Raw genomic sequence first — 24,911 nt, 5'->3', positions numbered from 1 at the left:
GGTAGAAGAATAAATGGATATTCAGGATATGGCCGGCTGATAGATCGGCTTTGCATGCGAGCATTATTTTACGGCCATACTCGGTTACCAAAAACCCAATGTTGATCATATAATAGTTAGGGATGCGCAAATATGCAGATGCTAATGTGTCGAAAAGCATGTTGTATAAAAGTCCATTTTGAAGGAGCGTGTTTGTGCCTGACATGCGTCTATTGGTGCAGCAATGGACCCAATATCGACTGATATGAAAGATTGTGCTTATTCTTTTGGCAGGTCGGTAGCGATAGAACCATTGATCAAAAGTAGGTGACAATCATTCAAATAGGGTTTCCTCCAGGCTTTGATTCCAAATTATTGACTATGCACTTAGTATAGGAGAGGAGATGTTTGTTTTTAAATTCAAAACCCAAATGTAAAATGAAATATATGCATACTATAATTGCTATTATGATTTTGGTTGCTATGCGCATGGACAAAGCGACAGGATGAAGATAGATGATGAAGAATTTATGATAAATATTTGGAAATCAGACGATGTCATAAAGATATCTATCGATGATAAACAAGATTTAACAATGAATGGAAAAAGTGGAAATGTATGAGCGAAAGAGAGGAGATGGCTATGAGTATTGCATGATTGAAGTCGATCGGGACAATATTCGCTCCATGAGCTGCAATGGGTGCTGCAATGCTATAATAGGAGTGACAAATGGAAAGCCTCCTTCATTTTCTTTACAGTTATCGGAAGGATTCGATTGGAGGAGATCCACTCTGATATCTTGAAGCCATTTGAGATGCATGTTCGCCTTCCTTGGACAAATTTGAGGTGGATCAATGATACTGAATTTATAAATCTAAAATAAAAATACAGAAGGCAGTTATCGATTCAAAGGAGATAGTAAAATGTTTAATATCCGATCGCTGACTCCTTCGGATTCAAGGTGGTATAAAATCAAAGCGCCAGGCAGGTTAAAAGCCAAGCAAATACAGACCCAATAAGCACGTCAGGAACTGGGTTAAAATCCTGAATATTTCGGCGTTTATACAGAAGTAAGGGTAACTATTATCGAATTCCTCCTTCAACAATGCCCTTAAAGATTATTTGCTTACTAATATGAAGAAAGTCATTTAATTAAACTCCATGTCAACTTGCCTGTGGACGTGGGAAAACAAGTTCAAAAAAAACATCTTTTTGGCTGTTGATAGCCTCCTAGGAAGTTTTATGAAGTAGATAGAAACCAGGTAACATTCTTATTGGAATGGATCAGGCTGATCAGATAAATGTCGCAGGGCTTATGTATTCGCTGCCCCATTGGTAACAAACAATAATACGCCGGCATTTATGGTATCAACCCCAGGGGCTGGTACTACCCATACACAACCCGGAAGGTTATCGTGCTTCCCGGCCCATTAGAAATGGTTCAGCCGTCCGGTGGTAAGACACTTAGCACAAGCTCAATAAAAGTACAATATCCTCCCCTTAAGGGGCAGGTTGGTACGGGCCAATTTCGGTGGGCAAATGGTATATTGTACATGCTATCCAGCCGTATAATGCAATTTGATTTTGAGTGTATAAACAAAAGAATTATTCCTTAAAGTACTTAGTTTTTTCGCAGCAAGGGAGTCGAAATTATTAACAAGACAACCTATACATTTAGGAGGAGAAACAAATATTTGCTGTGGCGATGGTGTCGGTGGGAGTGCAGATGGGTTTCTTGCGAGCAATATGGTTGTAAATAGTCTCCAAAGCCAATATCCGGGGGCATGCGACTCTCCACGACAAAGACTCCACAGGAGATTATTTATTTGATGTGTTGGGCGCATTTCGACATGACCAATTTGAGAGAAATAGAGAGTGACAATGACCTTTTTGACCATTGTTGGGTCAACTGCTTTTTTTATACCATGTTAAGATTCAAGGATATTTTACATCAGCCGTCCCAGCAAGTGGTATGTGACGAAAGATCACTCCTTACGTTGAAGAACTTTTCGAAGCGGGAACATTCTTACTTCCGAAAATGAAATAAGAACACACCCCCTATGAGAAACAGAATTACCAAAGTCATTTCTAATACAAATCCCTTCACAACAAGATATAGAAATAGAAAACAATCCATGATGTATTGCCAGGCGACATGTCTCCATGTGCTCCGACGGTATTGGAAAGTTTTTCCAATGAAGATTTGGTTATCCTTTTCTGACAACCATATACCATTAGACCTGCAGGAACTCACTTTCAAGAAATTTGTGCTCAAAATTCGAAAGATAACAACACAATCTTAGTAAGCATATGAGTAAGATAATGATTACGCTTTTGATATTTGCCTCTTTGGACCATTGATGGAAAGTGTTTTATATTGATCGAAGAGGGAATTTGTTATAAATTGTCATTGAATCAAATTATTTTAGCAAGTTATTTCAACTTTCTTTGGAGCCATTACCTTCTGCCACTTTCTGCAGCTGCCCAATGCTCCCATCCTGACTATGACGCCCTTATTGAATTATACGACTCTACCGATGGACCACATTGTATGATCCAAGTCAAAACAGGCGCAAAGAGGTAAGGCGGGGACCAGAATTGTGATCCGTGTACTCAGAGTTTGGAGTAAAGTGCAATGGAGATGGAAGGGTAGAATCATTGGATCTAACAACAGGCGCTCAAAGGGCCATTGATCGATATCAATCTACCGAGCTTAAAATCTTAAAAACTAGCAGGGGAAATTTCTCTTCCCCATTTTCAGATTTTCAAATATGCCTGAATTGACCTATCTCGAATTGTGGGTGTGCAACTTAAGTGGCTCATTCCGGATTTTTCAAATTTAGGGAAATGACCTTTATGGATCTTAGGAGAAATAATCTTGGAGGAAATTGCCCTAATTTTAGTAATCTCAAAAGCTTAATTACTCTTGCTTTGGAAGGAAACTTTCTTTCTGGTCCAATACCTTCTTTTGACAATTGTCGAATCTTAATACACTACGATTTGGGACATAATCTCTTTCAAGGACTAATTCCAGACCATAATCACCTTGACAAGTTGCAGTATGCTGATTTTAACAATAAACTTACAGGTTTAATTCTGATTTGGAGTGGAATGAAAAGTCTAATCGGCTGGTATGTACAAAACAATAATTTGTCTGGGTTGTTATCCAGACTTTATTTGTGATGTATATCTTTTCAATTCAACGAACAATCCTCCTTCCTGGGAAAGGTGACCATATCCATTCTGCAATGGTGAATCCCAAGTCGGGGCAGACAGTGATGAAATTCAATGACTACAGCTGATAGTATTAGTGTTGATTGTAAATGTGTGAAACCTTGTTTTGACTTCTGCTCAGCAGGTCTCCATCTCTAATGGCAGTTATTTATCCATCGGTGATCACATATGTGATGCGCCCGGAATCTACACTGATACTTTATCCACTGCTAGTGGTGAGGACAGCATAGTAATCACTACACTTACAGTATTAAATAAGCTTTGAACTCAGTCCTGAAAAGCTACATGTCCGGCGATACTTTTTAATATTGGCCAATGTCGATTACTTTGCTCCTGCAAGTTTTTCAACCACACAAAGTCAAGTTAATGGATGTGATAGCATTTAAACTATTCAATCACTTATAATTCGGATATCATATGTGGGGTTTAGATTGTAATGTTTTTATACCAAATGTATTCACTCCAAACGGGAGTTTAATGAATATTTTTCCTGTTTTCTCACCTACATTTAAAGTCTCTGAATTATTAGTTTATGATCGAAAGTCTTCATTGATCTTCAGAGGTGATAAGACGTCAAATCATGGACGGTACATTTCGGAAATAAATTAATGCCATCTGGGGTCTATATTTATTTTTTTAAAAGGAAGCTGTGGTAATGGAGAGATTAAGTCTTTAAAGGGGATGTGACATTGGTGAGGTAATTTTAATGAACTCAACTACTAAAATGAAATTAATTTTATTCTTATTCTTTGCGGTATCAGTGCACAATATGATATCTGCCCAGTGCCGCCTGCAGGCTAAGGTTATGCCTGGCAGAAAAACGCAGATGATGAAAGTGAAATAATAATCATGGGGTTTTTAGTGGGGCTCCTCAGATCCAATTCCTACGAAAGACCGTTTTGGAAATGATAATAGCCCTATGAATTTGGTGGATTCTATAATAAAAATTGGATCCGTATACCTCATAGTGGTATTTTCAATTCGATAAGACATTCCCGACTTTCTTTTGGTTTAAGCAATGTTCATTTGCAGGAATGGATGGAAATGGAGTGTTTAGTCCCAATGGTTAGTTTCATCACTATTGCTAAAAACGGAGATGGTATATCAGCCTCACCGGGATTATGGTTTTTTTTTAACATACAGACGTAAACAATCAATTAAATTTAAGTTTTAGCAATGCAAACTGGTTCAGCCTTTACAAATCTAAATTTTCTGAAGGTGATAATTTTGATTGTTTTGATCCATGCGAATGGGCTCACTGTGTTGTCGTTATTAATGATACCTTATGGCAAATGCAAATCAATGGTCAATTAAGAAAGCAGGTAATAATAAAATCAGCCGATTTTAGCGTAGCGAATACACAAGATTTATTAATAGGCAAAATGGATAATGGAGATTGGTACCTTTTCAATGGCATCATAGATGACATAGACATTTATAATTGTGCACTAACATCCGCTGAGGTTGAGAATTTATTTGATGGATATGTTGATCCCTTGTCCTCTAATAATTCAATAAATTTAGATAGCATCAAAATTACAAACCCTGATTGCAGAAGCAATGGAACTATTGCGCTATTTCCAGATGACAAAACAACAATTATCAATTTTCTCAAGATTCAGGCATAACGTATCAATCAAGTAACATTTTTTCTAATCTTCCTGCCGCCAACATTTAATAAGGATAAAAACAGATTGTACATTTAGAGATACATTAATTACCATTTTAGATCCGAAATTAATTATTGATAATAAAGTTTCCATCTGTGAAGGTCAAAATTATTTTGCTGGAGGAACATATCAGAATCAACCCGGCATCTATTCCGACACCCTCACACCACTTCAGGTTGTGACAGTATCATAATCACAACCCTTACCATAAAGACCAAGACCTATTTCATAATATATTAGTAATTGAATCTAATCCAAGTGATACACTACCTAAAGGAAGTAAGGTTGTCTTGACGATCACCAATGCAGAACCTGATGCTGAATATAGATGGTATAAAAACAATATACCTAATTGGTCCGTCCGAACATCAATAGAAGTGGAAGTCGATTTAGGAAAGATGTTTATTCGGCAGAAATGGTCTCCCCAACAGAAATGTTTTGTTCAGGAGATGGATCAATTGAAATCGTTGGAATAATCCCTAAATTAATAATGCCGAATGCCTTCACTCCAAATAATGATGGAGTAAATGATAGGTTTAGGGCAGTAATAGATCCAGGGGTAGAAATAGTTAAACTAACAGTTGTTAGTCGCTGGGGTCAAACAATGTATAGCGAAGCAGGTAATGATGGATGGGACGGAAAATACAGTGGTAAAGATGCCCCTTCAGATACATATATATACAGCATCAGCTACCGATTTTTGGCTCGGAAGAATTCCTCACACAAGAGGGAGAAGCATTACTTTTGAGGTAAAAAGAGGGAGGAAATAGGAAAGATGTAGGCGCCTTGGCTAAAAATGAATATGGAAGGAATTTCATTTTTGAAATCAACGAAATTGGTTTGATCATATTAAAAAAGTTTTACTGAAAAATTGAAAAAACTGAGAGAGAGCAGACTAATTCTAATAATCTAATTTCTTTAGCCACGAATTGCACGAATTTGCACGAATAAATTCGTGTTAGATGCTAAGCATCTTTCGTGCAATTTGTGGTTAGAATTTTTTTGGTGAATGCACAAAAGAGTGTCTAAAATTTAGAGCTGAATAACTTTTGTATATTCCATAGATCAAACTAGGAGAAATTCAATACATTTTATGTTTTCGGCTTTTTTTATTGTGAAAATAAAAAGATATTGAGCATTTAGGATTCAAAACTAAAATTCGCTTAGAATCGTTATCTTTACTTAATTGTAACTATAATGGAAGAAATAATATTTGTCATTAAAGAATCCCCTGAGGGTGGCTATGAAGCAGCGGTATTGAATCACTCAATATTCACCGAGGCTGATGATTGGGATCAATTAAAGTTAAATATAAAAGAAGCCGTAAGTTGTCATTTTGAAGAATAAAAGAGCTAATGACGACCAAAATCACTTAGGAATTATTGGCCTTTAATTGATGAGGACCCCTTATTAAAAATTTCTCCTGATTAATATTAATTAACAAGCAGCGCTGGCGCGAGTTTTTAACTCGTGACATTCCACAAGAAAAACTTTTTAATACTGCCTGAGTTATCCTAAAAATATTATTCCCATCGAACTCAAGATCTACCTCGACTCTCTCGTCACCAAATACAATCACAACGGCTTCATACCCGATGATCCCATCTCAATTCCCAAGAGATTTAGCTTAAAAAAAGATATTGAAATCACTGCATTTTGGACAGCTATGTTGGCTTGGGGCAGACGGGCGACGATCATCAATAAGGCGACTGAACTCATAGATCTTATGGACGGAGCACCGTATGATTTCATTTTAAATCACACAGAACAAGACAGGGCAAAGTTTCTGAAATTTAAGCATCGAACTTTTCAAGCAGATGACACCATTTATTTTCTGCATTTTCTTCAGAATTACTACAAAAAAAAACGAATCACTTGAATCAGCTTTGTCGTTGAAAACAGCGAAAATAGGGTAGAGGCCGGGATTACTAACTTCCATAATTTATTTACAGGTGACGAGTTAATGCTGAGACGCACCGGGAAACATGTTTCCACACCTGCCAGAAATACCGCCTGCAAAAGATTGAATATGTTTCTTCGTTGGATGGTGCGTTCTGATGAACAACAAGTTGATTTTGGCCTCTGGAAACGATTGTCTATGGCTGATCTCATGATACCATTGGATGTGCACGTGAGCAGAGTGGCGCGCCAGTTGGGTCTACTTACACGTCCGCAGGATGACTGGAAGTCGGTGGTGGAATTAACTGAGAATCTGAGATTGTTGGATAAAGATGATCCGGTGAGGTATGATTATGCGCTGTTTTCGATCGGGGTGAACAATGGACAATGAATAATGAACAATGAACAAGGAACAATGAACAATGAACAGTGAACAATGAGAGCTAGCTGAATCTCACTGATTGGACTGAAGGCGAATATTGCAGGGATTTGGTGATCTGGTGATCAGGTGATTTGATGATTTGGTGATCGGGTAATGAATTCGTGGAATTTGAATTTATTATAAGATTAAAAGCTTCATTTTTTCAGGATTTTGATCAGGTATTCTTAATGGCCTTAATTCCTTAATGTTTCAAGTAAAATAATAAAAAAAAGAGAAGGCGAGATTGTGAAAAGATGTGAAAATGACAATTTATAATCTTGAAGTTTTCCCGAATCCGAATATATATTCTTAATGAACTTAATTCCTTAATGGTATAAAAGTATGAATCGGTAGGATTTTTGAACGCAGATTCTCATGATTGTCAAGATCCGGATATGATTTGCTTATTGACCATCATTCCTTAACGGTTTTATTTATCAAGTCAAATTAAAAATTTTAAAAGAAAGGTAGGTTAATTAGTAAATTCGTCAAAATTTAAACCACAACATCATGCTATCCAAAACCCTGAAAATTTATCTTACCATTTTTGCTTGTTTATTCATTCTTAGTTCTTTCAATCATTCAGTTCCTCCCGCTGAAACAAGGCAAGTCATCAGGGTGAATTATGCAGATGATCCTGACGGTATAAAAGCTTTTTCATACGATGAAGAATGTAATGTTATAATGTTTGTACAGTCAAAAGACACAACGATTTACACTTATTCTCCAAGGAAGATCTCCAAGAGATATTTAAATAATAAGGAACATTGGGACCGGGGTATTGACTTTGAGTTGGATAAATTTGGAAGAATTGCTTCAGCGAATGTACTTGGCAATGGTGATACCATTATCAGTACAAGTAATTACACATATAATGATGAAGGTTATCTGACTAAATCAAAAAGGGAAGTAATACAATCCAAAAATATTACAATTACTGAATATGAATACAAAGATGGCAATATGGTATTAAGGAAAGAATCCAATGGCGAGGGACAAATTCAGTACAACTTCTTTTGCGATTATTATTTGGACAAAAATCTTGACCTAAACCTTTTTGTGCAGTCATTTTCTGATGAAATCCTATCTAAAAACAGGTTCGGAAAGATGAGCAGGAATCTTGTTAAAACTTCCTGCAATATCTCGATGGAAGGAGATACGATGTCCCATTTGAGCTACAATTATGGTGATCTTACTGATAAAAGTCGATGAAGATGGTTGAGAAGGATGTGAATAATGATTTTGAAACGGAGATTACTTATCATTTTAAGTAGAGCAGTATTCCGGAGTTTCGCAAATAGAAGGGAGTTTCGGGAAGGTGTTGGGTGAAAAAGGTTGTATCACAAAGTTTTACAAAGTCCTAAGTTTCACAAAGATCAATTAGCAAGTATCACGGAGCTTCACAGAGAATACTCAGAGTTTCACAGAGTTGCAATAATTAATTTATAGTTAGTTACTGAAAGATCGGAGTAGCATTTGACTTTAGTCAAATCCCTTTGAGTACCTTAAAAACTGTAAAGCTGTGAAGTGAATCCAAAATTAAAGGAACTGTCGTATTGAAATGTCCTCAAAAACCTTTGTGTAACTCCGTGTTATCTCCTTTCTCGCGCGAAGCGCCTTACTTCCAGAAATCATAAAAATTATACCACTGATGTGGATATTTGCTGGCCTTATCTTCAAGATGCGTCACATAGTTGTCAAGTAGTTCCTGCGGTTTTTCACCCTGATGAGCCTCGCTGCAACTAAACTGATAGTGGTATTTCGAATCCTTCATAGCATACACAAAGGCGACTGGTGAACCAAGTCTTGAACCCATGTAAAAGGTCCGAAAGGGAAGGTAGCTTCCTCTCCAAATAATACTGTTTTCAATGTGCGCATTCCTTCCATATATCTATCTGCATGCATACACACGAAGCCTCCGTTATCCAGTGCTTCCTTGATCTTGATCACAAAAGTGATGTCATCTGAAATGGGGATTATAGAAAATGATTTGCCACTAGCATGTTTTTCCAACAAAGATTTGATCTGCTGTTGCTCATTATCGAGCATGACGATATGAATACTAGTGTCAATTCTGTAAAGCAATTGGCCCGCAATCTCCCAATTGCCCAGATGAGCACCCAAAAGTAAAGCGCCTTTGCCTGCGATCGCCAGTTCATGAAGTTTTTGCTCATTATCGAAGTCGAATGAGAGTTTTTTTCCAGCTCCCATGTAAGTTGCTAGTTTGTCGATCAGAGATTGCCCAAAGAGGTTGAAAGCCTTATATCTATTGCTTAAGGAGGCAGGTTGTGGTAATTTAATTTTAGAAAAAAAGTGGATCAGACCTTCATTAGCCCTCTTTGAGAAAAAAAGGTAATAAACGGCGACAAATTTCAATAGAATATACGCACTGGATAGTCCGGCCTTTCTGATAAGCCAGAGGAAGATCGAAAAACCAAGGGCATTTGCTTGTGATTTGCCGTTCCATTGGTCAGCCATAGTTCTTCAGAAAATTAGGCGCCTATTTTTTGCTGCATGTGGTCATAAACGAATCCATGAAAATCCTCAAAGGTTTTTAGTTTGGTAAATTCTTCACCAGCCATTTTAAAACCAAAGTTCCTTTCGATCAATACAACCAAATCTACAAAATCAAGGCTGTCAAGGCCCAAAGTTTCCTTAATACTAGCCTGAGGCGTTATAAGTGATTTATCAACTTCGAATTCTTCAGAAAGAAATGAATTGATTGAATCAATGATGTTAATCTTGTCCATGGGTCAAAGGTAAGTAATATTGTTTTATTCGTTATCAGAATATTTCTTTCAATAAAATAGTTGATTAAAGATAGCTCTAAAGCCCAACTTTAAATCAAAGAGTCGAGAACTCCTACTTCACCCTGTATGAGATATTGATTTGAATTGACCCCTGTTTCGAAAAAGGTTCGATGTTAATAATATGTGCTCTAATTTGAAAATGTACCAGTGACGAAATATTTTTTGCACTGATTACCCCGAATGGGGTTAAACAATATTAGCCCCAGTTGAAACCCGGGGTAGGAGTTAAGCTTCTTCCAACCCCGGATGAGATTGAATTTTACCAAAATTTATTCTAGATATTTTTTCAATATAAGCGACGAATTCGTTCCTCCAAAACCGAAGCTGTTGGTAAGCACGTGATTTAGCTCTGCTTTTCGCATTTCTGTTACCAGATTGAGCTTTTCAGAATGTTCATCAGGATTACTAAAATTGATATTGGGAGCGATGAATCCATTATTGATCATTAAAATCGAATAGATAGTCTCACTGCTTCCCGCCATCCAACATTCATGCCCGGTCATAGACTTTGTACTGCTGGTAGGAACAGAATTTGGTCCAAAGACATGAGCGATTGCTTCTGCTTCTGCTGTATCGCCTGCCGGGGTGCTCGTGGCATGTGCATTGATGTAATCTATGTCACTGGCTTTAAGTCCCGATTGGTCCAATGCCATCTGCAATGATCTCACTTGGCCATCTATGCTCGAACCGGAGATGTGTTCCCCATTGGATGAAAAGCCATATCCAACTATTTCTGCAAGGATATTTGCTCCTCTTGAGAGTGCACTATCTAATGTCTCCAGCACAAGTGCTGCAGCACCTCCTGCGGGTACAAGCCCATCCCTTTCTTTATCAAATGGACGGGAAGCTTTGGTTGGATCGTCTTCATTGATTGAAAATGTACCCAAGCCATCAAAGCTAGCGAATGCGTAAATATTAACTTCCTGTGCACCGCCAACAAGGACCATTTTCTGAAGACCTTGCTTGAGCAAAAGATATGCCATGCCAATGGAGTGCGACCCACTGGCACAGGCTGCACTTATTGTAAAATTAACACCGGTCAAAGCGAAAATGGTAGAAAGGTTCATATTCACCGTGCTGTTCATGGACTGAAAGATCGCGCCTGAACCAAGTAGAGTTGTGTCTTTTTTTTGTTTGACCAGCTCGATAGATTCATATACCGGTTTGACTGTGCTGTCATTGCCAAAGATGATGCCGCATTGCAATTCTTTGATTTGTTCGGTTGTTACTTGGGCTTGTGCAAATGCCTCTTTGGCAGCGACATATGCGAATTCTCCTTCCTCAGGCAACATGATGCGTGCCCTTCTATCCAATTGGGTTTTAAGATCAGGTCTGGGCACCAGTCCAACTAAACCCGATCTGTAACCAAAATCTTTTCTTTCTTGATCAAATACGATGCCACTACGGCCATTCATCAAAGAATCTAATACAGCCTCCTTATTCAGACCGATACAGGAATAAACCCCATACCTGTTATTACCACCCGATTCATATGTATTTCGATTTTGACAAATTTAGTAAAATATTGAATTTAATTTATTGCTTTTCAAGCATTTTTGCCTCATTCCATAGTGCGTCCATCGCCTCCAAACTCATTTCGGCCAAAGGTTGTGTTGCTTTTTCTTCAATGTATTCAAATCTGCTCTTGAACTTATTGTTTACTTTCTGAAGTGCTTGTTCCGGGTCTATGTTATTAAACCTGGCATAATTGATCAACGAAAACATGACATCACCAAATTCTTCAATCTTCCTATCCTGAGGAGCCTTAGGATCTTCCATCACTTCATGAAGCTCATCCATTTCCTCCTGAACCTTCATCCACACATCTTCTGATTTCTCCCATTCAAAGCCGACCTGAGCTGCTTTGTCCTGCATTCGATATGCTTTGATGACGGCGGTCAATGACTTTGGAACGCCACCCAGCACTGATTTTTTTCCTTCTGAGAGTTTTATCTGCTCCCAGTTGCGTTTTACCTCTGCTTCATCCGCTACTTTCAGTTCTCCATATATATGAGGATGACGTCGCTTCAATTTTTCGATTTGGGTGGACATCATATCTGAAAGCGTAAATTTGCCTTTTTCTGAAGCAATTTTTGCATAAAAAAGAATGTGCAATAACACATCACCAAGTTCTTCTTTTAAATTGTCCCAATCTTCCAGCGCAATGGCTTCTGTAAGTTCGTACACTTCTTCCACGGTAAGATTACTCAGGGTCTGGATCGTCTGCTTTTTATCCCAGGGACATTCTGCGCGGAGCGTGTCCATGACAATGACCAGATCATTAAATATTTCTTTGTGTTCCAAGTGTTGAGGTATTTATATGTTTTAGCTACAAAATTAGAAATTAGAATTTTAAAATTAGAAGTTAGAAGTCAGAAATTAGAATGATTTCCGCATTGATGAAAGTTTCTATTGAAATTTCTCAACCGAAACACTCTGTTATCCGTTTGTTTTTCACGATCTATAAGTAATGAGTAATGGGTAATAAGTAATATTGTTTGCAAGTATATTCTTGGAATATCATCTTATCCTCAACGCTGGCGCGAGATTTCAACTCATGTTCTTCTCCACTCAAATCAAATGCCCCATCAGATCACGTTTGATATCTAGATAATCTTTATTTTGAGGTAAGGCTGGAATAATCAATGGTATGCGTTTGACGATATCAATACCAGCATTCGTAAGGTAATCAAGTTTAAGTGGATTGTTAGTAATGAGATTGACCTTAGTGATGTTAAGTAGTGATAGGACAGCTACTGCCGAACTATATTCCCTTTCATCACCTTTAAACCCAAGGTGAAGATTGGCCTCGAGGGTATTCATCCCTTTATCTTGAAGTGCATATGCTTTTATTTTATTAATCAAACCTATCCCTCTTCCTTCCTGACGAAGATATAGTAAATGACCTCCTTTTTTCGATATCATTTCGAGAGCACGTTGTAATTGGGATCCACAATCACACTTTTTCGAACCGAAAACTTCCCCCGTAAGACATTCTGAATGGAGCCGGACAAATGGTATTTGCTCTTCAAACACTTCTTTGCTTAAGACAACAAGAGGAATTGGATCTTCATAGCTATCGGAGAAGGTAGATATAATAAAATCTCCGTAGGAAGTTGGTAGTAAAGCTTGTGATTGTAATTTTATCAACGATATAAAATTATTATATTTCGAAATAAAAGATAATTCGTTGAAATGAACAATGGACTAAAATAAAAGTTGCCCCATTACTTCCGTCGGACCGCGACTTTAGTTCTTTGGGTGATAATTCCTCCTACCAATAAGGCACCTGCTGCCACGAATATGATTAACATGCTGTTTCTTGATTATGAAACAAAAATAATGTATTGTTTTATCATTATTTTAACAATATTACAAAATTATATTATGTTCAATAATCGTAATATTTGATTAATTCTTTAATTTTTAATTATTGAGACTCAAATGAAAGTAATTTGATAGGAAATAAAAATTTATGATCTATATATTAGTAATTGAAAAAATTTAATTTTTTTTTAACCTTTGGTTTTTATGTTCCGGAAAATGTATTAGTGTTCAAATAACATAACATTCAAGCTATTCATTCGTTTAATGTCGTTATTGCATATTTATTTTTCTAGTCATTTCTGACTACCTTTGATTTTTTAATAATACTTTCCGTGAGCGAAAAAGAAGAAAAACCAAAAATAAAATTCGATAAATCTACCTGGTCTAATGTTCTTAAGATTATGAAGTACATGCGACCTTATCGCTGGTACTTCATCTTTGGTATGTTGTGTCTTTCCCTGTCCAGTGTTATGTTCATGCTATTTCCCGCAGCAGCAGGCGAAATGGCCAATACTGCAGCAGGTAAAAGTAAGTACAACTATACAATCAATCAATACGGTCTATTCTTCATCGTCCTCCTCGTAGCTCAAGGTATATTGTCATATGGTAGATCGATTGCGCTAGCCGTCGTAAGCGAAAGAGGTGTCTCACAAGTTAGACAAGACCTATATGCAGCAATGATTACACAACCTGTTTCTTTTTTTGAAAGCAATAAAGTTGGCGAATTAACCAGCAGAATTACAGGTGATGTAGAGCAATTGCAAAATGTGTTTTCGGTAACATTAGCTGAATTTATAAGGCAACTCATTACTTTGGTAGTTGGGATAGCGATTCTCGCTTATGTGACACCAAAACTCAGCCTCATCATGTTGGCTACGTTTCCTGTCATCGTTCTACTAGCTATATTTTTTGGAAGATATATCAGAAAGTTAAGCAAAGAACGTCAAGCAGAGGTAGCAATTAGCAATTCCATCGCCGAAGAATCCCTGCATTCATTTAATGTAGTCAAAGCATTTACGAATGAGCTATTTGAAATGAAACGCTATAATAATGTCCTTGATAAAGTTGTTAAGATCTCACTTGATTTCGCACGAGTAAAAGGTCTTTTCTTTATTTTCATCATTACCGTATTGTTTGGAGGTATCTTCTTTATTTTATGGCAAGGTGCATTGCTTGTTCAATCTGGTCAAATGGCTATCGGGGATCTATTCTCCTTTATTATCTATACAGGGATCATAGGTGGCGCCATCGCCAGTCTAGGGACGTTCTATACCCAACTTGCCGGAGCACTGGGAGCAACAGATAGGATCCTCGAGATCATGGAAAGTACGCCTGAACTGAATCATCAGACGAATTCAATTGAAAGTCCGGCGGCAGTATTACACGGAGATATTGAACTGAAAAATGTCCAATTCCATTACCCAAGTCGTCCCGAAAATGGTGTCTTGAATGGGATTAATATGCATATAGAAAAAGGCTCTAAGGTAGCTTTGGTAGGAGCTAGTGGCGCCGGTAAATCGACGATTGTCTCCATGTTGATGAGATTTCACGATCCGATATCCGGAGAGATTACAATTGGTGGCGTGAACATCAAAGATTATGACTTACATGCCTTCCGGAAGAATTTCGCAACCGTGCCACAAGACGTTATCCTCTTTGGAGGAACCATTCGTGAGAATATAGCTTATGGAAAACCAGAGGCCTCTGACGCTGAGATCATGGAAGCGGCTGAAAAAGCAAATGCCATGCAATTTATTTCCTCTTTCCATGAAGGTTTAGACACAGTGGTCGGAGATCGTGGTATCAGATTGAGTGGTGGTCAAAAACAAAGAATTGCCATCGCCAGAGCTATCCTCAGAGATCCTAAATTTTTGATCCTTGATGAAGCAACTTCTTCATTAGATGCTGAGTCAGAACATTTGGTCCAGGATGCCTTAAATACTTTGATGGAAGGTAGAACTTCACTTATAATCGCACACAGACTGGCGACTATCGTCAATGTAGATAAAATATATGTACTCAATGATGGACAGGTCATAGAGGAGGGAACACATAATGAATTGATGTCGGTCGAGGATGGCTGGTATCGCTATCTTGCATCAATGCAGATGACTAAAAGCGCCTTGGTTTAACTAATTATAACTAAATTAAGATTCAGTAGTTAAGAAATGAAGGTAGATGTTGATGTTAGATGTTAGATGCTTGCCCGACTAGCGAAAGTGACGGCGGGGCGTTTAGTCAATTGATTCATATTTTTTCATTTATAGTTTTAATAGAAAAAATATACATGTGATTGATGGATTCCGCAGTTGTGGAACTAAAATCTACCTTTTAACATCTAACATTCTTATTTTAATACAATTATGATTTAAAAAGAAACAAATATGACTACCTAAACTTGAGTAATTAACCGAAATATAAAAAATGAATATACCTTTAACCAGAGATCTTTGCTTTTTTGACTTGGAAACGACAGGCCTTAATGTGATCCGCGACAGAATCATCCAGATCGCCATCGTCAAGATCAGCAAAACTGATCATACCAGAACTGAATATTATAGAATGCTCAACCCAGGACCAGTATTCATTAGTGAAGAAGCTGCTGCTGTGCATGGTATCACAAATGATATGGTCAAAAATAAACCGACATTTGATCAACTGGCAAAGGAGATCTTTGATTTTATAGGCGATGCGGATCTGGGTGGATACAACTCCAATAGATTTGACGTGCCACTATTGATGGAAGAATTTTCAAGAGTTGGCATCGATTTTAAAATCGAAAATAGACGCACTGTAGATGTTCAGCAGATCTTTTACAAAATGGAACCTCGCACTCTGAAGGCCGCCTACAGATATTATTGTCAAAAAGAAATGGTCGATGCACATGATGCGCTGGCGGACGTCAATGCCACTATTGAAGTATTTGAGAGTCAGCTGGACCATTATGAAGGCAAAGATTTGATAGATGAAAATGGAGATCTTACTAAGAATCCAATTATCAGAGATATTGAAGCACTCCACGCCTTTACGACCAATCTTAAGACTTTGGATGCTACGCAAAGACTTAAATTGAATGGAGAGGGTATAATCGTATTTAATTTTGGGAAATATGTCGATCAACCTGTAGTTGAGATCTTTAAAAAAGAACGTGGATATTTTGCTTGGATGATGTCTAAAGACTTTTCACAACAGGTCAAAAATATCATTACAAAAATTCACAATGAAGAGATCCTGGGTAAAAAATAGTGATCTGATGAAGTTGATTTCAATTTTAACCAAAGGGACATTATTGCTATTTGTTGTAATACTCTTTTCATGTGGCACAAAGAATGAGGGTTGCACGGATGCTAATGCTTCCAATTTCGATGTCTCAGCAGATGCTAATTGTTGCTGTATTTACCCACAACTTGGTGTTCAATTTATTTATTACAACGGTTTAAAAATAGTGGGTGCGAATGACACTTTTATAGATGCAGACAACAATCGCTTCATTGTTGATAAAGTGAAGTTTTATGTTTCAGGCATCAATTATATCCTTGAAAGTGGGGAGGTATTAAGATCTGACAAGCGGGTATGGCTGTATCTCACTCCCGGCAATGGCAATGACAGCACCAGAAGTATTGATGATTATGCTTTAATAGACCGCACTCAGAATACTTTAAGGTCTCTGACACTGACCGGAAATACTAAAATTCAACGGTTGGAATTTCTGATGGGAGTGGTAGATTCTGCATTGACAAATCAGCCTGTGTTTATGAAGAACCTGGATCATGCCCTCGCGCCCAACAGAGATAGTATGTACAACGTCACTGGTTCAAAGTACATGACGATGAAGATCATATATAGAGGAGCTAATGATGCCACCATCCACGATACATTGTATTTGGAAGGGCTGGATGCCAGAGTGCCAGTTGGACTAAACGTTTTCGTTGAAAATAAAGTTGGTTTTGATGCCTTGATACCAATTAAAGTCCGTTTAGATAAATTATTCGAAGGAGTAAGATTGAAAGAAGACAATCACGATGAACTGATAACCCGTATTAAAGCCAATTCCAAAAACATTTTTGAAAAATAAACTGTTCAAATATTAATGATCAATTTATCATAAATAATACCATTTTTTTTGCGTTGAGAAACGTTAGAGTATAGTTAGTTAAAAATTAAAACACATATAATGAATCGTTTGCTTCTTTTTTTAATCGGATTTTCAGTTTTATTTGCTTCATGTGATAAAGAAAATCCTACGCCCACAGAAAGTACACTTAATGTTAGATTTTTGCTTAATTACGGTGGTCAACCATTAGTATTTAATCAGAATCAAGTCTATGCTAATGGTGATTTTATAAAATTGAGCACCTTCCATTTTTTCCTTTCTGGCCTTAACATCAGGAATGGTGCAGACTCAGTGAAATTAGCAGACCTTGTTATGTTGATTTTGGACAATCAAATACTACTTTAGGTGGGGCTACCGGAGGTTTGCAACTGTCCATTCCTAAAGTTAAAACTGGAGATTATACTTCCTTGGAGTTTGGAATAGGACTTCCTGCTGCTGTGAATGCTACTAAACCTGCAGACTATCCTAGCAACCATCCTTTGGCAGATGCAGGCAATTATTGGGCAGGTTGGAATGGGTATATATTTAGTAAAATGGAAGGTAAAGTTGATTCCGTAGCGAATGGTGTATTTGCATCAGGTTTTACATTTCATACAGGTCTAGACCCATATTATAGAGTGGTTAAATTAAAGCTTCCTTTTGAAGTGGATGGTTTAAAAGCTGCTAATACAGTAACGGTTTCTTTGGATCTGAAAAAACTATTCGTTCTTGGTGGTCAACCGATCGACTTATTTGAAATCAGTCAGGCACATGGGCCAGCCAATGAAGCCGTGATCTCAGGTCTTGTAAATAACTATCAGTCTGCATTCAGCATACAATTGTAGGATCGTGAAATATCATTTTTTCCTGTTTATCTTTTTCATCTTCTTTTATGTCGGATGTACTGATGAAGGTCCGGAAGATCTGAAGGGAGATCTAGAGGATATTGCATATGCTCCTACTTCATACACCTACAAAAATCCTCCCGGTTACCCAAAGATGGAATTTCCGGCAAATAATGCGCCTACCGCAGAAGGCATTGATTTGGGGCGCAGACTTTTTTATGATCCTATTTTGTCCCGAGATAGCTCAATGGGTTGTTTTTCTTGTCACAAACAGGAGTTTGCATTTACAGATGGAGGTGCGACCAGCATTGGTGTTGATGGTAAGTTCGGTACTCGAAGTTCGATGTCGATTGTCGATGTGGGATATAATTATAAAGGCTTATTTTGGGATGGCAGGGCCGCTAATCTCGAGGATCAGGCATTATTGCCTGTTGAAGATCCGGTAGAATTGCATAGTAGTTGGCCGGAGGTAGAAGTTAAACTGCGCAGGAGTAAATTCTACCCCGAATTATTCAGAAAGGCTTTTGGAATTAAAGACAAGAAGGAGATTACTAAAGCCCTTGCAGCTAAGGCAATTGCTCAATTCGAACGAACCATAGTTACATCTGGAAAATCAAAATATGATCAATTTGTAAATCAGGGAATAGGATTTCTGACAAGTGAAGAATCCGACGGGCTTGATATGTTTTTTGACAAAGCTATCGGAGTATTGCCGGATGCACAATGTGGTCACTGTCATAATGATCCTATGTTTTCTACAAATGATTTTTTTGATAATGGAATAAGTGGCATCAGCGATCCTAATATGTTTATAGATAAAGGTAAAGGAGGATTTACAAAGAATGTGGTCGATATAGGGAAATTCAGGGCGCCATCTCTCAGAAACATTATGCTTACAGCACCTTACATGCATGATGGCAGCTTAAAAACAATTGAAGATGTCCTGGAGCATTATACTGTGGGTGGTAAGCCCTCCGGTAGAAGGGATCCACTTATTAGTCAAATTCATGTAAGTCAGGAACAGAAGGATCAGTTGCTTGCATTTCTGAAGACATTGTCTGATCCGGAAATTGTAAAAGATACCACTTTTTCTAACCCCTTCAAATAGTGATGAGTGGATGCTGCTATTTATAATGCTTGTAAATCAGAATTAATATCCATCGTAGGTGTCCAATATGTGTTGTCATCAGTAGATGAATTGGCTATTTATCTAACTGAAGAAACAGGGACATATACAGGAAAAGCATCTCTTGTCGTATTCCCTCAGAATAAAGAACAAGTCTCGGCCATCATGAGATATTGCAATCAGCATAGCATATCCGTCACACCTCGCGGTGCCGGAACGAGTCTGGCCGGCAATGCTATTTCGCTCAATGATGGCATCATAATGATCCTTTCATCTATGGATAAGATTCTTGAAATAGATATTGAGAATCATTTAATTACAGTTCAACCTGGGTGCATTGTTGATTCTTTGAAAAATTATGTTGATTCTCATGGACTTTATTATCCAGTTGATCCAGCCAGTAGCGGCACCAGTATGATCGGAGGTCACGTGATGACGAATGCAGCCGGTCCAAGATCTTATAAATATGGCAGTACGAAAAATTATGTCAGAGCATTGGAATTGGTATTGTCAGATGGGACGATCATTCAAACTGGCACACTTACCGAAAAAAACTCTACGGGTTACAACCTAACACAATTGATCGTCGGAAGTGAGGGCAGTTTGGGTATTGTTACTTCTATTACACTTGGCTTGGTCAAAAAACCACCTTACAACAACACGGTTCTCATGTCTTTCGAATCTCTGGAAGACGCATTGAATACCATCCTCTTACTGAGAAATTCAGCAGTGGATATATCCGCTATTGAATTTATAGAGCGAGAGGCACTCGATCTTGTTGCCAGATATGAAGGTCAAGCAGCTATTGTTATTGAAGAAAATTGTGCAGCGCATTTATTAATTGAATTGGAAAGCAGCAGTGCAGCGGCGATGGACCAGCAATTGTCTATGCTGGCGGAAATAATGGAGTCTGCAACTTACTTAAATATTATAGTAGCGGATGGCAGTGAGCAAAAGGAATTGTTGTGGCGCATGAGGAAACTTATAGGGCATGCTGTGCGGCATTACTCTGTTTATAGAGAAGTTGATACGGTTGTCCCTGCTAATAAAATGGTTTCACTGATACAACATGTAAAATCAATTGGTTTTAAATTTGGTTTTAAATCTGTGTGTTATGGGCATGCAGGAAATGGCAATATCCATGTGAATATTTTAAAAGATAATATTGACGAAGCCCAATGGCATAATATATTGAAAAATGCGGTCGGTGAGATCTTTGATGAAGTGATCCGACTGGGAGGATCCTTGTCGGGTGAACATGGCATTGGCATTCTTAATAAGGAATTCATGTCGAAACAGTTTACGGAAGTAGAATTAGGTTTGATGCGGGGAATTAAGAAGGTTTTTGATCCTAAGAGTATAATGAATCCGGGGAAGATATTTCCTGAATATTGATGACATTGATATGAGATTTTGGTTGGTTAATGCTAGAGTGTGATTCCGGTAGTTTGCGGATGTTTAATGCTGGTTGGCGCGAGTTTTCAACTCGTGACCTTTCGAAGCCAAAATCCTTTTCCTCTGGCTAAAGCCAAACATTTCTTTTCTACCAAATAAGCAAATCAAATAGAAATTTAATTTTTTAAATTGCTCCCATTTCTATATAAATTATGGGGACTAAAATCATTCAAACTAACATATACTGTCCGTTGGCTAAAGCCAACGGCAAATTAATAATAAGCTGGCGCCAGTATTTAACTCTTGACCTTATCAGGGTTACAGTTCCATAATTTGCTATCTGTTATCTATCATCTAGTGTCTAGCATCTGACATCTAGCATCTGACATTCTTATTTTCTTTTTATACATTTACACGATTTTTTTAAAAAGTATACTATGGAAGGAAATATTGAAGCAAAGTCAATGCCCGTTTTTTTTGAAAATGATAATAAATCAGCTCTGGAAGCCATTACTGAAGCTCAAAGAATTGCTTTTGCACCGGTAGTTTTTCAAGCAGTGAGATTACTAAGGGATAAGGGGATTTTACAATATTTACTTGATAGAAGAGAGGAAGGTGCTACTGAATCAGAGGTCGTGAGTGCAGTCAATCTTTCAGCATATGGTGTAAAAGTATTGCTGGAATCAGGTCTTGGTGCAGGTGTTTGCCTTCTTAGAGATGGAAAGTTTTATCTTAGTAAGGTCGGCGTATTCATCTTGAATGATAAGATGACACGTGTGAATATGGACTTCTCACAAGATATTTGCTACAAAGCAATGTGGCACCTTGAAGAAGCGATAGAAAAAGGTACACCTGCAGGTTTGAAAGAACTTGGCCCATGGGAGACAATCTATCAGGGTCTTAGCATTCTTCCTGAACCAGCTTTCTCATCCTGGTTTAATTTTGATCACTTTTATTCTGATCAGGTCTTTACTAAGATCATGCCCATCATCTTTAGCGAATCACCACAAAAGATATTTGATATAGGTGGAAATACCGGTAAGTTTTCGATCGCTTGTTGCGATTATAACAAAGAAGTAACCATCACGATATGTGATCTGGCTGTGCAGTTGGATCATGCACAGGATTACCTCACAAAACTTGGTTATGCTGATAGAATCAAACGCCATCAAATTAATGTACTACATGATAATTTACAGTTTCCCGGGAAGGCCGATGTCATTATGATGAGTCAGTTTCTTGATTGTTTTTCAAAAGAAGAAATCGTTCATATTCTTAAGGAAGCAAAAAATGGATTAGCACCAGGTGGAAGTATATTTATTCTGGAGACTTATTGGGACAGACAGAAGTTTGAAATTTCTGCATTTTGCCTCCAGCAAACCAGTCTTTATTTCACCGCTATCGCCAATGGAAATAGCAAGATGTATCATTCTGACGAGATGAAGGAATGTATTGATAAAGCAGGCTTGAAAGTAGATCTTGAAATGGACAATCTTGGCATAAGCCACACTTTATTCAGGTGTAGATTAGCTTAAAACAAAAGATATGAAAACGGAACAAACAGATGTATTGATCATTGGTGCCGGCCCTGCAGGTAGTGTAGCGGCAGGAATTCTAGACAAAAAAGGAATAAAGACAATCGTCGTTGAAAAAGAAATATTTCCCCGTTTTGTAATAGGCGAGAGCTTGTTGCCAAGATGCATGGAGGCATTCGATGAGGCTGGCTTTATGGAGGATCTTCAAAGCCAGGGCTTTCAAACCAAAGCAGGAGCATTATTTTTGAAAGGTGATGAGCGTTGTGATTTTAGCTTTGATTCACAATTTACAGAAGGTTGGAACTGGACATTTCAGATGCCCAGAAGTAAGTTTGATACAGTTTTGACCGATAATTTACTTAAGAGAGGTGTCGATCTAAGATTTCAGACAACAGTCACCGGAATAGAATTTAAAGGGACTGATTCTACGACGACTATACAGGATAAAGAAGGTAATATCGTCGAGATAAATGCGAAGTTTATTATTGATGCAAGTGGATATGGGCGGGTCATCCCAAGATTATTCAACCTGGATCGACCTTCACAATTACCACCGAAACAAACAATGCTTGTTCACTCATCGGATAGCAACCGCTCTAATTATCAGGAATCAGATCGCATCCATGCTATTGTACAGAATGAAAAAACATGGATTTGGGTCATACCATTTTCAGATGGAAGCACTTCTGTTGGATTTGTGAGTGATCCTTCATACTTTGAGGGCCTAGAGGGATCCATGGAAGATAAGATGAGGACATTGCTGTCAAAAGAGCCTTATCTGCTTGAAAGATTTAAAGACGAAACATTCAAATGGGAGCCTAAGACATTAGGTGGATGGAGTGTGACGACCGACAAGTTTTATGGCGATGGATTTGTATTAACAGGGAACGTAACTGAATTTTTGGACCCTATATTCTCGAGTGGAGTAACACTGGCATCTGTTTCCTCGGCTCAGGCAGCCAATCTTGTTGCCAGGACCTTAGAAGGTGAAACTATCGATTGGGAGAAAGATTATATGGCTAAAGTGCGAGAAGGTGTTGCTGTATTCAAGACTTACGTCATGGCATGGTACGATGGATCTCTACACAAAGTTTTCTTCTCTAAGACCATCGATGAGACCATTAAATCGCAGATTTGTTCGGTGCTAGCCGGATATGTATGGGATTATAAAAATCCATATGTCAGAAAACATAAAGAAAGATTGGAACATCTGGTCCAAATGATAGAATTGGGCTCTGCAAAATGATGAGCATTATCGAAATGATTTATCTGATTATTGTTGGAGCTATCTCCTTTGATCTTCAGAACATTCCCAAATGGATTAAAAAAAGTTAAGTTATTTGGAATCATTTGTCAAAAAGCTATTCACCAACCTGACCTTTTATGTATTATTGGCGATCCTTGCCGGGGGTGCTGTTAGGGCACTTCTATCCTTCTACCGGAGTTGAAATGAAAGTGCTTGGTGATTACTTTATCAAATTGATCAAAATTTTCATCGGACCTATCATCTTTCTAACTATCGTTCTTGGCATTAGTGGAATGGGTGACCTTAAAAAAGTGGGCCGTATTGGACTTAAATCATTAATTTACTTTGAAGTAGTCACCACATTTGCACTCGTTATAGGCGTTGCATTTGCTTATCTGATCAAACCTGGTAACGTCGATCGGGCAGGTTTGGACATTCAGGATGCAGGGATGTATACTAAAAGTGCCGGTAAGAGCATGGATTGGGTTCAATTCCTGATGGATAATTTTACATTACAGGTGCTTGTTGTAGCTATTCTATCCGGAATTATTATCAGCTATATCAAGGGAAATGAGAAGATAGTAGGTTCACTTTATAAACTATCCAATATTGTATTCAAGGGTTTGAAATATGTCATGTACCTAGCTCCGTTAGGAGCTTTTGGAGGTATGGCATTTACAATTGGAAAGTTTGGATTGCATACTTTGGTGCCACTCGGCAAACTTATGTTGACTGTTTATGCAACAATGTTAGTATTTATCTTTGGTGTCTTGGGACTGATTCTTCGCTACTATAAAGTAAGTATATTTAAATTTTTGAGACATATTCAAGCAGAGTTGTTGCTGGTATTGGGCACCTCGTCTTCTGAATCTGCATTGCCCGGTCTCATGCGCAAACTTGAAGACATGGGTTGTAGTAAATCCGTTGTAGGTCTCGTAGTTCCTACAGGTTATTCTTTTAATTTGGACGGAACATCAATCTACCTTTCTATGGCTGTGATTTTTTTAGCTCAATTGTACAATGTCCATTTGTCATTCATAGAAATATTATCCATCATTGGTTTACTAATGATTACTTCCAAAGGCGCGGCAGCTGTAACAGGAAGTGGATTTATTGTCCTCGCTTCCACATTGACTGCCATTCACAAGATACCGGTCGAAGGTCTTGCCTTTTTGCTTGGCGTCGATAAATTCATGAGTGAAGCACGCGCCATTACGAATTGTTTGGGCAATGGAGTGGCAGCAATCGTGATCTCCAAGAATGAGGAAGGGTATTTGCCGGAATTGGAGGTAACGGCAGATTGATGATTGTTCGCGCCATCCGACGGTTT

General features: G+C 38.0%; 21 protein-coding genes and 3 pseudogenes. 17 read left to right on the top strand and 7 right to left on the bottom strand.

Annotation, left to right across the window (positions count from 1 at the left end; all coding sequences use genetic code 11):
• The coding region (locus tag IPI15_RS19540) for a hypothetical protein (protein WP_287421854.1) at nucleotides 1–205 on the bottom strand (205 nt) is incomplete at its 3' end.
• Nucleotides 206–579: 374 nt separating this feature from the next.
• On the opposite strand from IPI15_RS19540, the gene IPI15_RS19535 reads away from it, so the two are divergent.
• The 7 genes and pseudogenes from IPI15_RS19535 (at nucleotide 580) to IPI15_RS19505 (ending at nucleotide 8,416) form a co-directional block, all read left to right on the top strand.
• On the top strand, nucleotides 580–783 hold the full coding sequence (locus IPI15_RS19535; RefSeq protein WP_287421853.1) for a hypothetical protein: 204 nt from the start codon (nucleotides 580–582) through the stop codon (nucleotides 781–783).
• A 2,044-nt stretch (nucleotides 784–2,827) separates the two neighbouring features.
• Nucleotides 2,828–3,163, top strand: coding sequence for a hypothetical protein (locus IPI15_RS19530; RefSeq protein WP_287421852.1), 336 nt, complete (start codon nucleotides 2,828–2,830; stop codon nucleotides 3,161–3,163).
• 1,298 nt (nucleotides 3,164–4,461) lie between these two features.
• Nucleotides 4,462–4,842, top strand: a pseudogene (locus IPI15_RS19525) (LamG-like jellyroll fold domain-containing protein); the annotation flags it as partial.
• Nucleotides 4,843–5,236: 394 nt separating this feature from the next.
• Nucleotides 5,237–5,632, top strand: a complete 396-nt coding sequence (locus tag IPI15_RS19520; RefSeq protein WP_287421851.1) for a T9SS type B sorting domain-containing protein — start codon at nucleotides 5,237–5,239, stop codon at nucleotides 5,630–5,632.
• A gap of 449 nt (nucleotides 5,633–6,081) precedes the next feature.
• On the top strand, nucleotides 6,082–6,231 hold the full coding sequence (locus IPI15_RS19515) for a hypothetical protein (protein ID WP_287421850.1): 150 nt from the start codon (nucleotides 6,082–6,084) through the stop codon (nucleotides 6,229–6,231).
• Nucleotides 6,232–6,388: 157 nt separating this feature from the next.
• Nucleotides 6,389–7,174: pseudogene (locus IPI15_RS19510) on the top strand (TIGR02757 family protein).
• A gap of 540 nt (nucleotides 7,175–7,714) precedes the next feature.
• Nucleotides 7,715–8,416: a hypothetical protein gene (locus IPI15_RS19505; RefSeq protein WP_287421849.1), complete on the top strand. Its 702-nt coding sequence runs from the start codon at nucleotides 7,715–7,717 to the stop codon at nucleotides 8,414–8,416.
• A 406-nt stretch (nucleotides 8,417–8,822) separates the two neighbouring features.
• On the opposite strand, the gene IPI15_RS19500 is transcribed toward IPI15_RS19505, so the two are convergent.
• The 6 genes from IPI15_RS19500 to ribA all read right to left on the bottom strand — a co-directional run bounded on the left by IPI15_RS19500 (nucleotide 8,823) and on the right by ribA (nucleotide 13,164).
• Complete coding sequence (locus IPI15_RS19500; RefSeq protein WP_287421848.1) at nucleotides 8,823–8,978, bottom strand: hypothetical protein; 156 nt, start codon at nucleotides 8,976–8,978, stop codon at nucleotides 8,823–8,825.
• On the bottom strand, nucleotides 8,975–9,682 hold the full coding sequence (locus tag IPI15_RS19495) for an LpxL/LpxP family acyltransferase (protein WP_287421847.1): 708 nt from the start codon (nucleotides 9,680–9,682) through the stop codon (nucleotides 8,975–8,977). The genes IPI15_RS19500 and IPI15_RS19495 overlap by 4 nt, the downstream gene beginning before the upstream one ends.
• 14 nt (nucleotides 9,683–9,696) lie before the next feature.
• Complete coding sequence (locus tag IPI15_RS19490; protein WP_287421846.1) at nucleotides 9,697–9,954, bottom strand: acyl carrier protein; 258 nt, start codon at nucleotides 9,952–9,954, stop codon at nucleotides 9,697–9,699.
• 329 nt (nucleotides 9,955–10,283) lie between these two features.
• Nucleotides 10,284–11,429 carry a beta-ketoacyl-[acyl-carrier-protein] synthase family protein gene (locus IPI15_RS19485; RefSeq protein ID WP_353845341.1) on the bottom strand — a complete coding sequence of 382 codons (1,146 nt, stop codon included), beginning with the start codon at nucleotides 11,427–11,429 and terminating at the stop codon, nucleotides 10,284–10,286.
• Between the two features lie 121 nt (nucleotides 11,430–11,550).
• Nucleotides 11,551–12,318 (bottom strand): nucleoside triphosphate pyrophosphohydrolase, encoded by a 768-nt coding sequence (gene mazG / locus IPI15_RS19480; protein WP_287421845.1) that lies wholly within the window; start codon nucleotides 12,316–12,318, stop codon nucleotides 11,551–11,553.
• Between the two features lie 267 nt (nucleotides 12,319–12,585).
• Nucleotides 12,586–13,164, bottom strand: coding sequence for a GTP cyclohydrolase II (gene ribA, locus IPI15_RS19475; protein WP_287421844.1), 579 nt, complete (start codon nucleotides 13,162–13,164; stop codon nucleotides 12,586–12,588).
• A 509-nt stretch (nucleotides 13,165–13,673) separates the two neighbouring features.
• Here ribA and IPI15_RS19470 point away from each other — a divergent pair.
• The 10 genes and pseudogenes from IPI15_RS19470 to IPI15_RS19425 all read left to right on the top strand — a co-directional run bounded on the left by IPI15_RS19470 (nucleotide 13,674) and on the right by IPI15_RS19425 (nucleotide 24,885).
• On the top strand, nucleotides 13,674–15,473 hold the full coding sequence (locus IPI15_RS19470; protein ID WP_287421843.1) for an ABC transporter ATP-binding protein: 1,800 nt from the start codon (nucleotides 13,674–13,676) through the stop codon (nucleotides 15,471–15,473).
• A gap of 292 nt (nucleotides 15,474–15,765) precedes the next feature.
• A complete protein-coding gene (locus IPI15_RS19465; RefSeq protein WP_287402135.1) occupies nucleotides 15,766–16,587 on the top strand; it encodes a 3'-5' exonuclease in 822 nt (273 codons plus the stop codon).
• Entirely contained in the window at nucleotides 16,562–17,416 is an 855-nt protein-coding gene (locus IPI15_RS19460; protein WP_287421842.1) for an MbnP family protein, read from the top strand. The genes IPI15_RS19465 and IPI15_RS19460 overlap by 26 nt, the downstream gene beginning before the upstream one ends.
• Nucleotides 17,417–17,515: 99 nt before the next feature.
• The gene (locus IPI15_RS19455; protein ID WP_287421841.1) at nucleotides 17,516–17,800 is read left to right on the top strand and encodes a hypothetical protein; all 285 of its coding nucleotides are present in this window, start codon (nucleotides 17,516–17,518) and stop codon (nucleotides 17,798–17,800) included.
• Nucleotides 17,801–17,817: 17 nt separating this feature from the next.
• Nucleotides 17,818–18,279: an MbnP family protein gene (locus IPI15_RS19450; protein ID WP_287421840.1), complete on the top strand. Its 462-nt coding sequence runs from the start codon at nucleotides 17,818–17,820 to the stop codon at nucleotides 18,277–18,279.
• 4 nt (nucleotides 18,280–18,283) lie between these two features.
• On the top strand, nucleotides 18,284–19,387 hold the full coding sequence (locus tag IPI15_RS19445) for a cytochrome-c peroxidase (protein ID WP_287421839.1): 1,104 nt from the start codon (nucleotides 18,284–18,286) through the stop codon (nucleotides 19,385–19,387).
• A 6-nt stretch (nucleotides 19,388–19,393) separates the two neighbouring features.
• A complete protein-coding gene (locus IPI15_RS19440; protein ID WP_287421838.1) occupies nucleotides 19,394–20,800 on the top strand; it encodes an FAD-binding oxidoreductase in 1,407 nt (468 codons plus the stop codon).
• A 437-nt stretch (nucleotides 20,801–21,237) separates the two neighbouring features.
• Nucleotides 21,238–22,335, top strand: a complete 1,098-nt coding sequence (locus IPI15_RS19435; protein ID WP_287421837.1) for a class I SAM-dependent methyltransferase — start codon at nucleotides 21,238–21,240, stop codon at nucleotides 22,333–22,335.
• A gap of 10 nt (nucleotides 22,336–22,345) precedes the next feature.
• A complete protein-coding gene (locus IPI15_RS19430; protein ID WP_287402146.1) occupies nucleotides 22,346–23,581 on the top strand; it encodes an NAD(P)/FAD-dependent oxidoreductase in 1,236 nt (411 codons plus the stop codon).
• Nucleotides 23,582–23,675: 94 nt separating this feature from the next.
• Nucleotides 23,676–24,885, top strand: a pseudogene (locus IPI15_RS19425) (cation:dicarboxylate symporter family transporter).
• Nucleotides 24,886–24,911: the final 26 nt, after the last annotated feature.

Origin of the sequence: Candidatus Brachybacter algidus, assembly GCF_016707225.1 — a bacterium.
GTDB lineage: Bacteria > Bacteroidota > Bacteroidia > Chitinophagales > Saprospiraceae > Parvibacillus > Parvibacillus algidus.
Note: the sequence above shows the minus strand (reverse complement) of the source record. Positions and strands in the feature narration are given on the sequence as shown.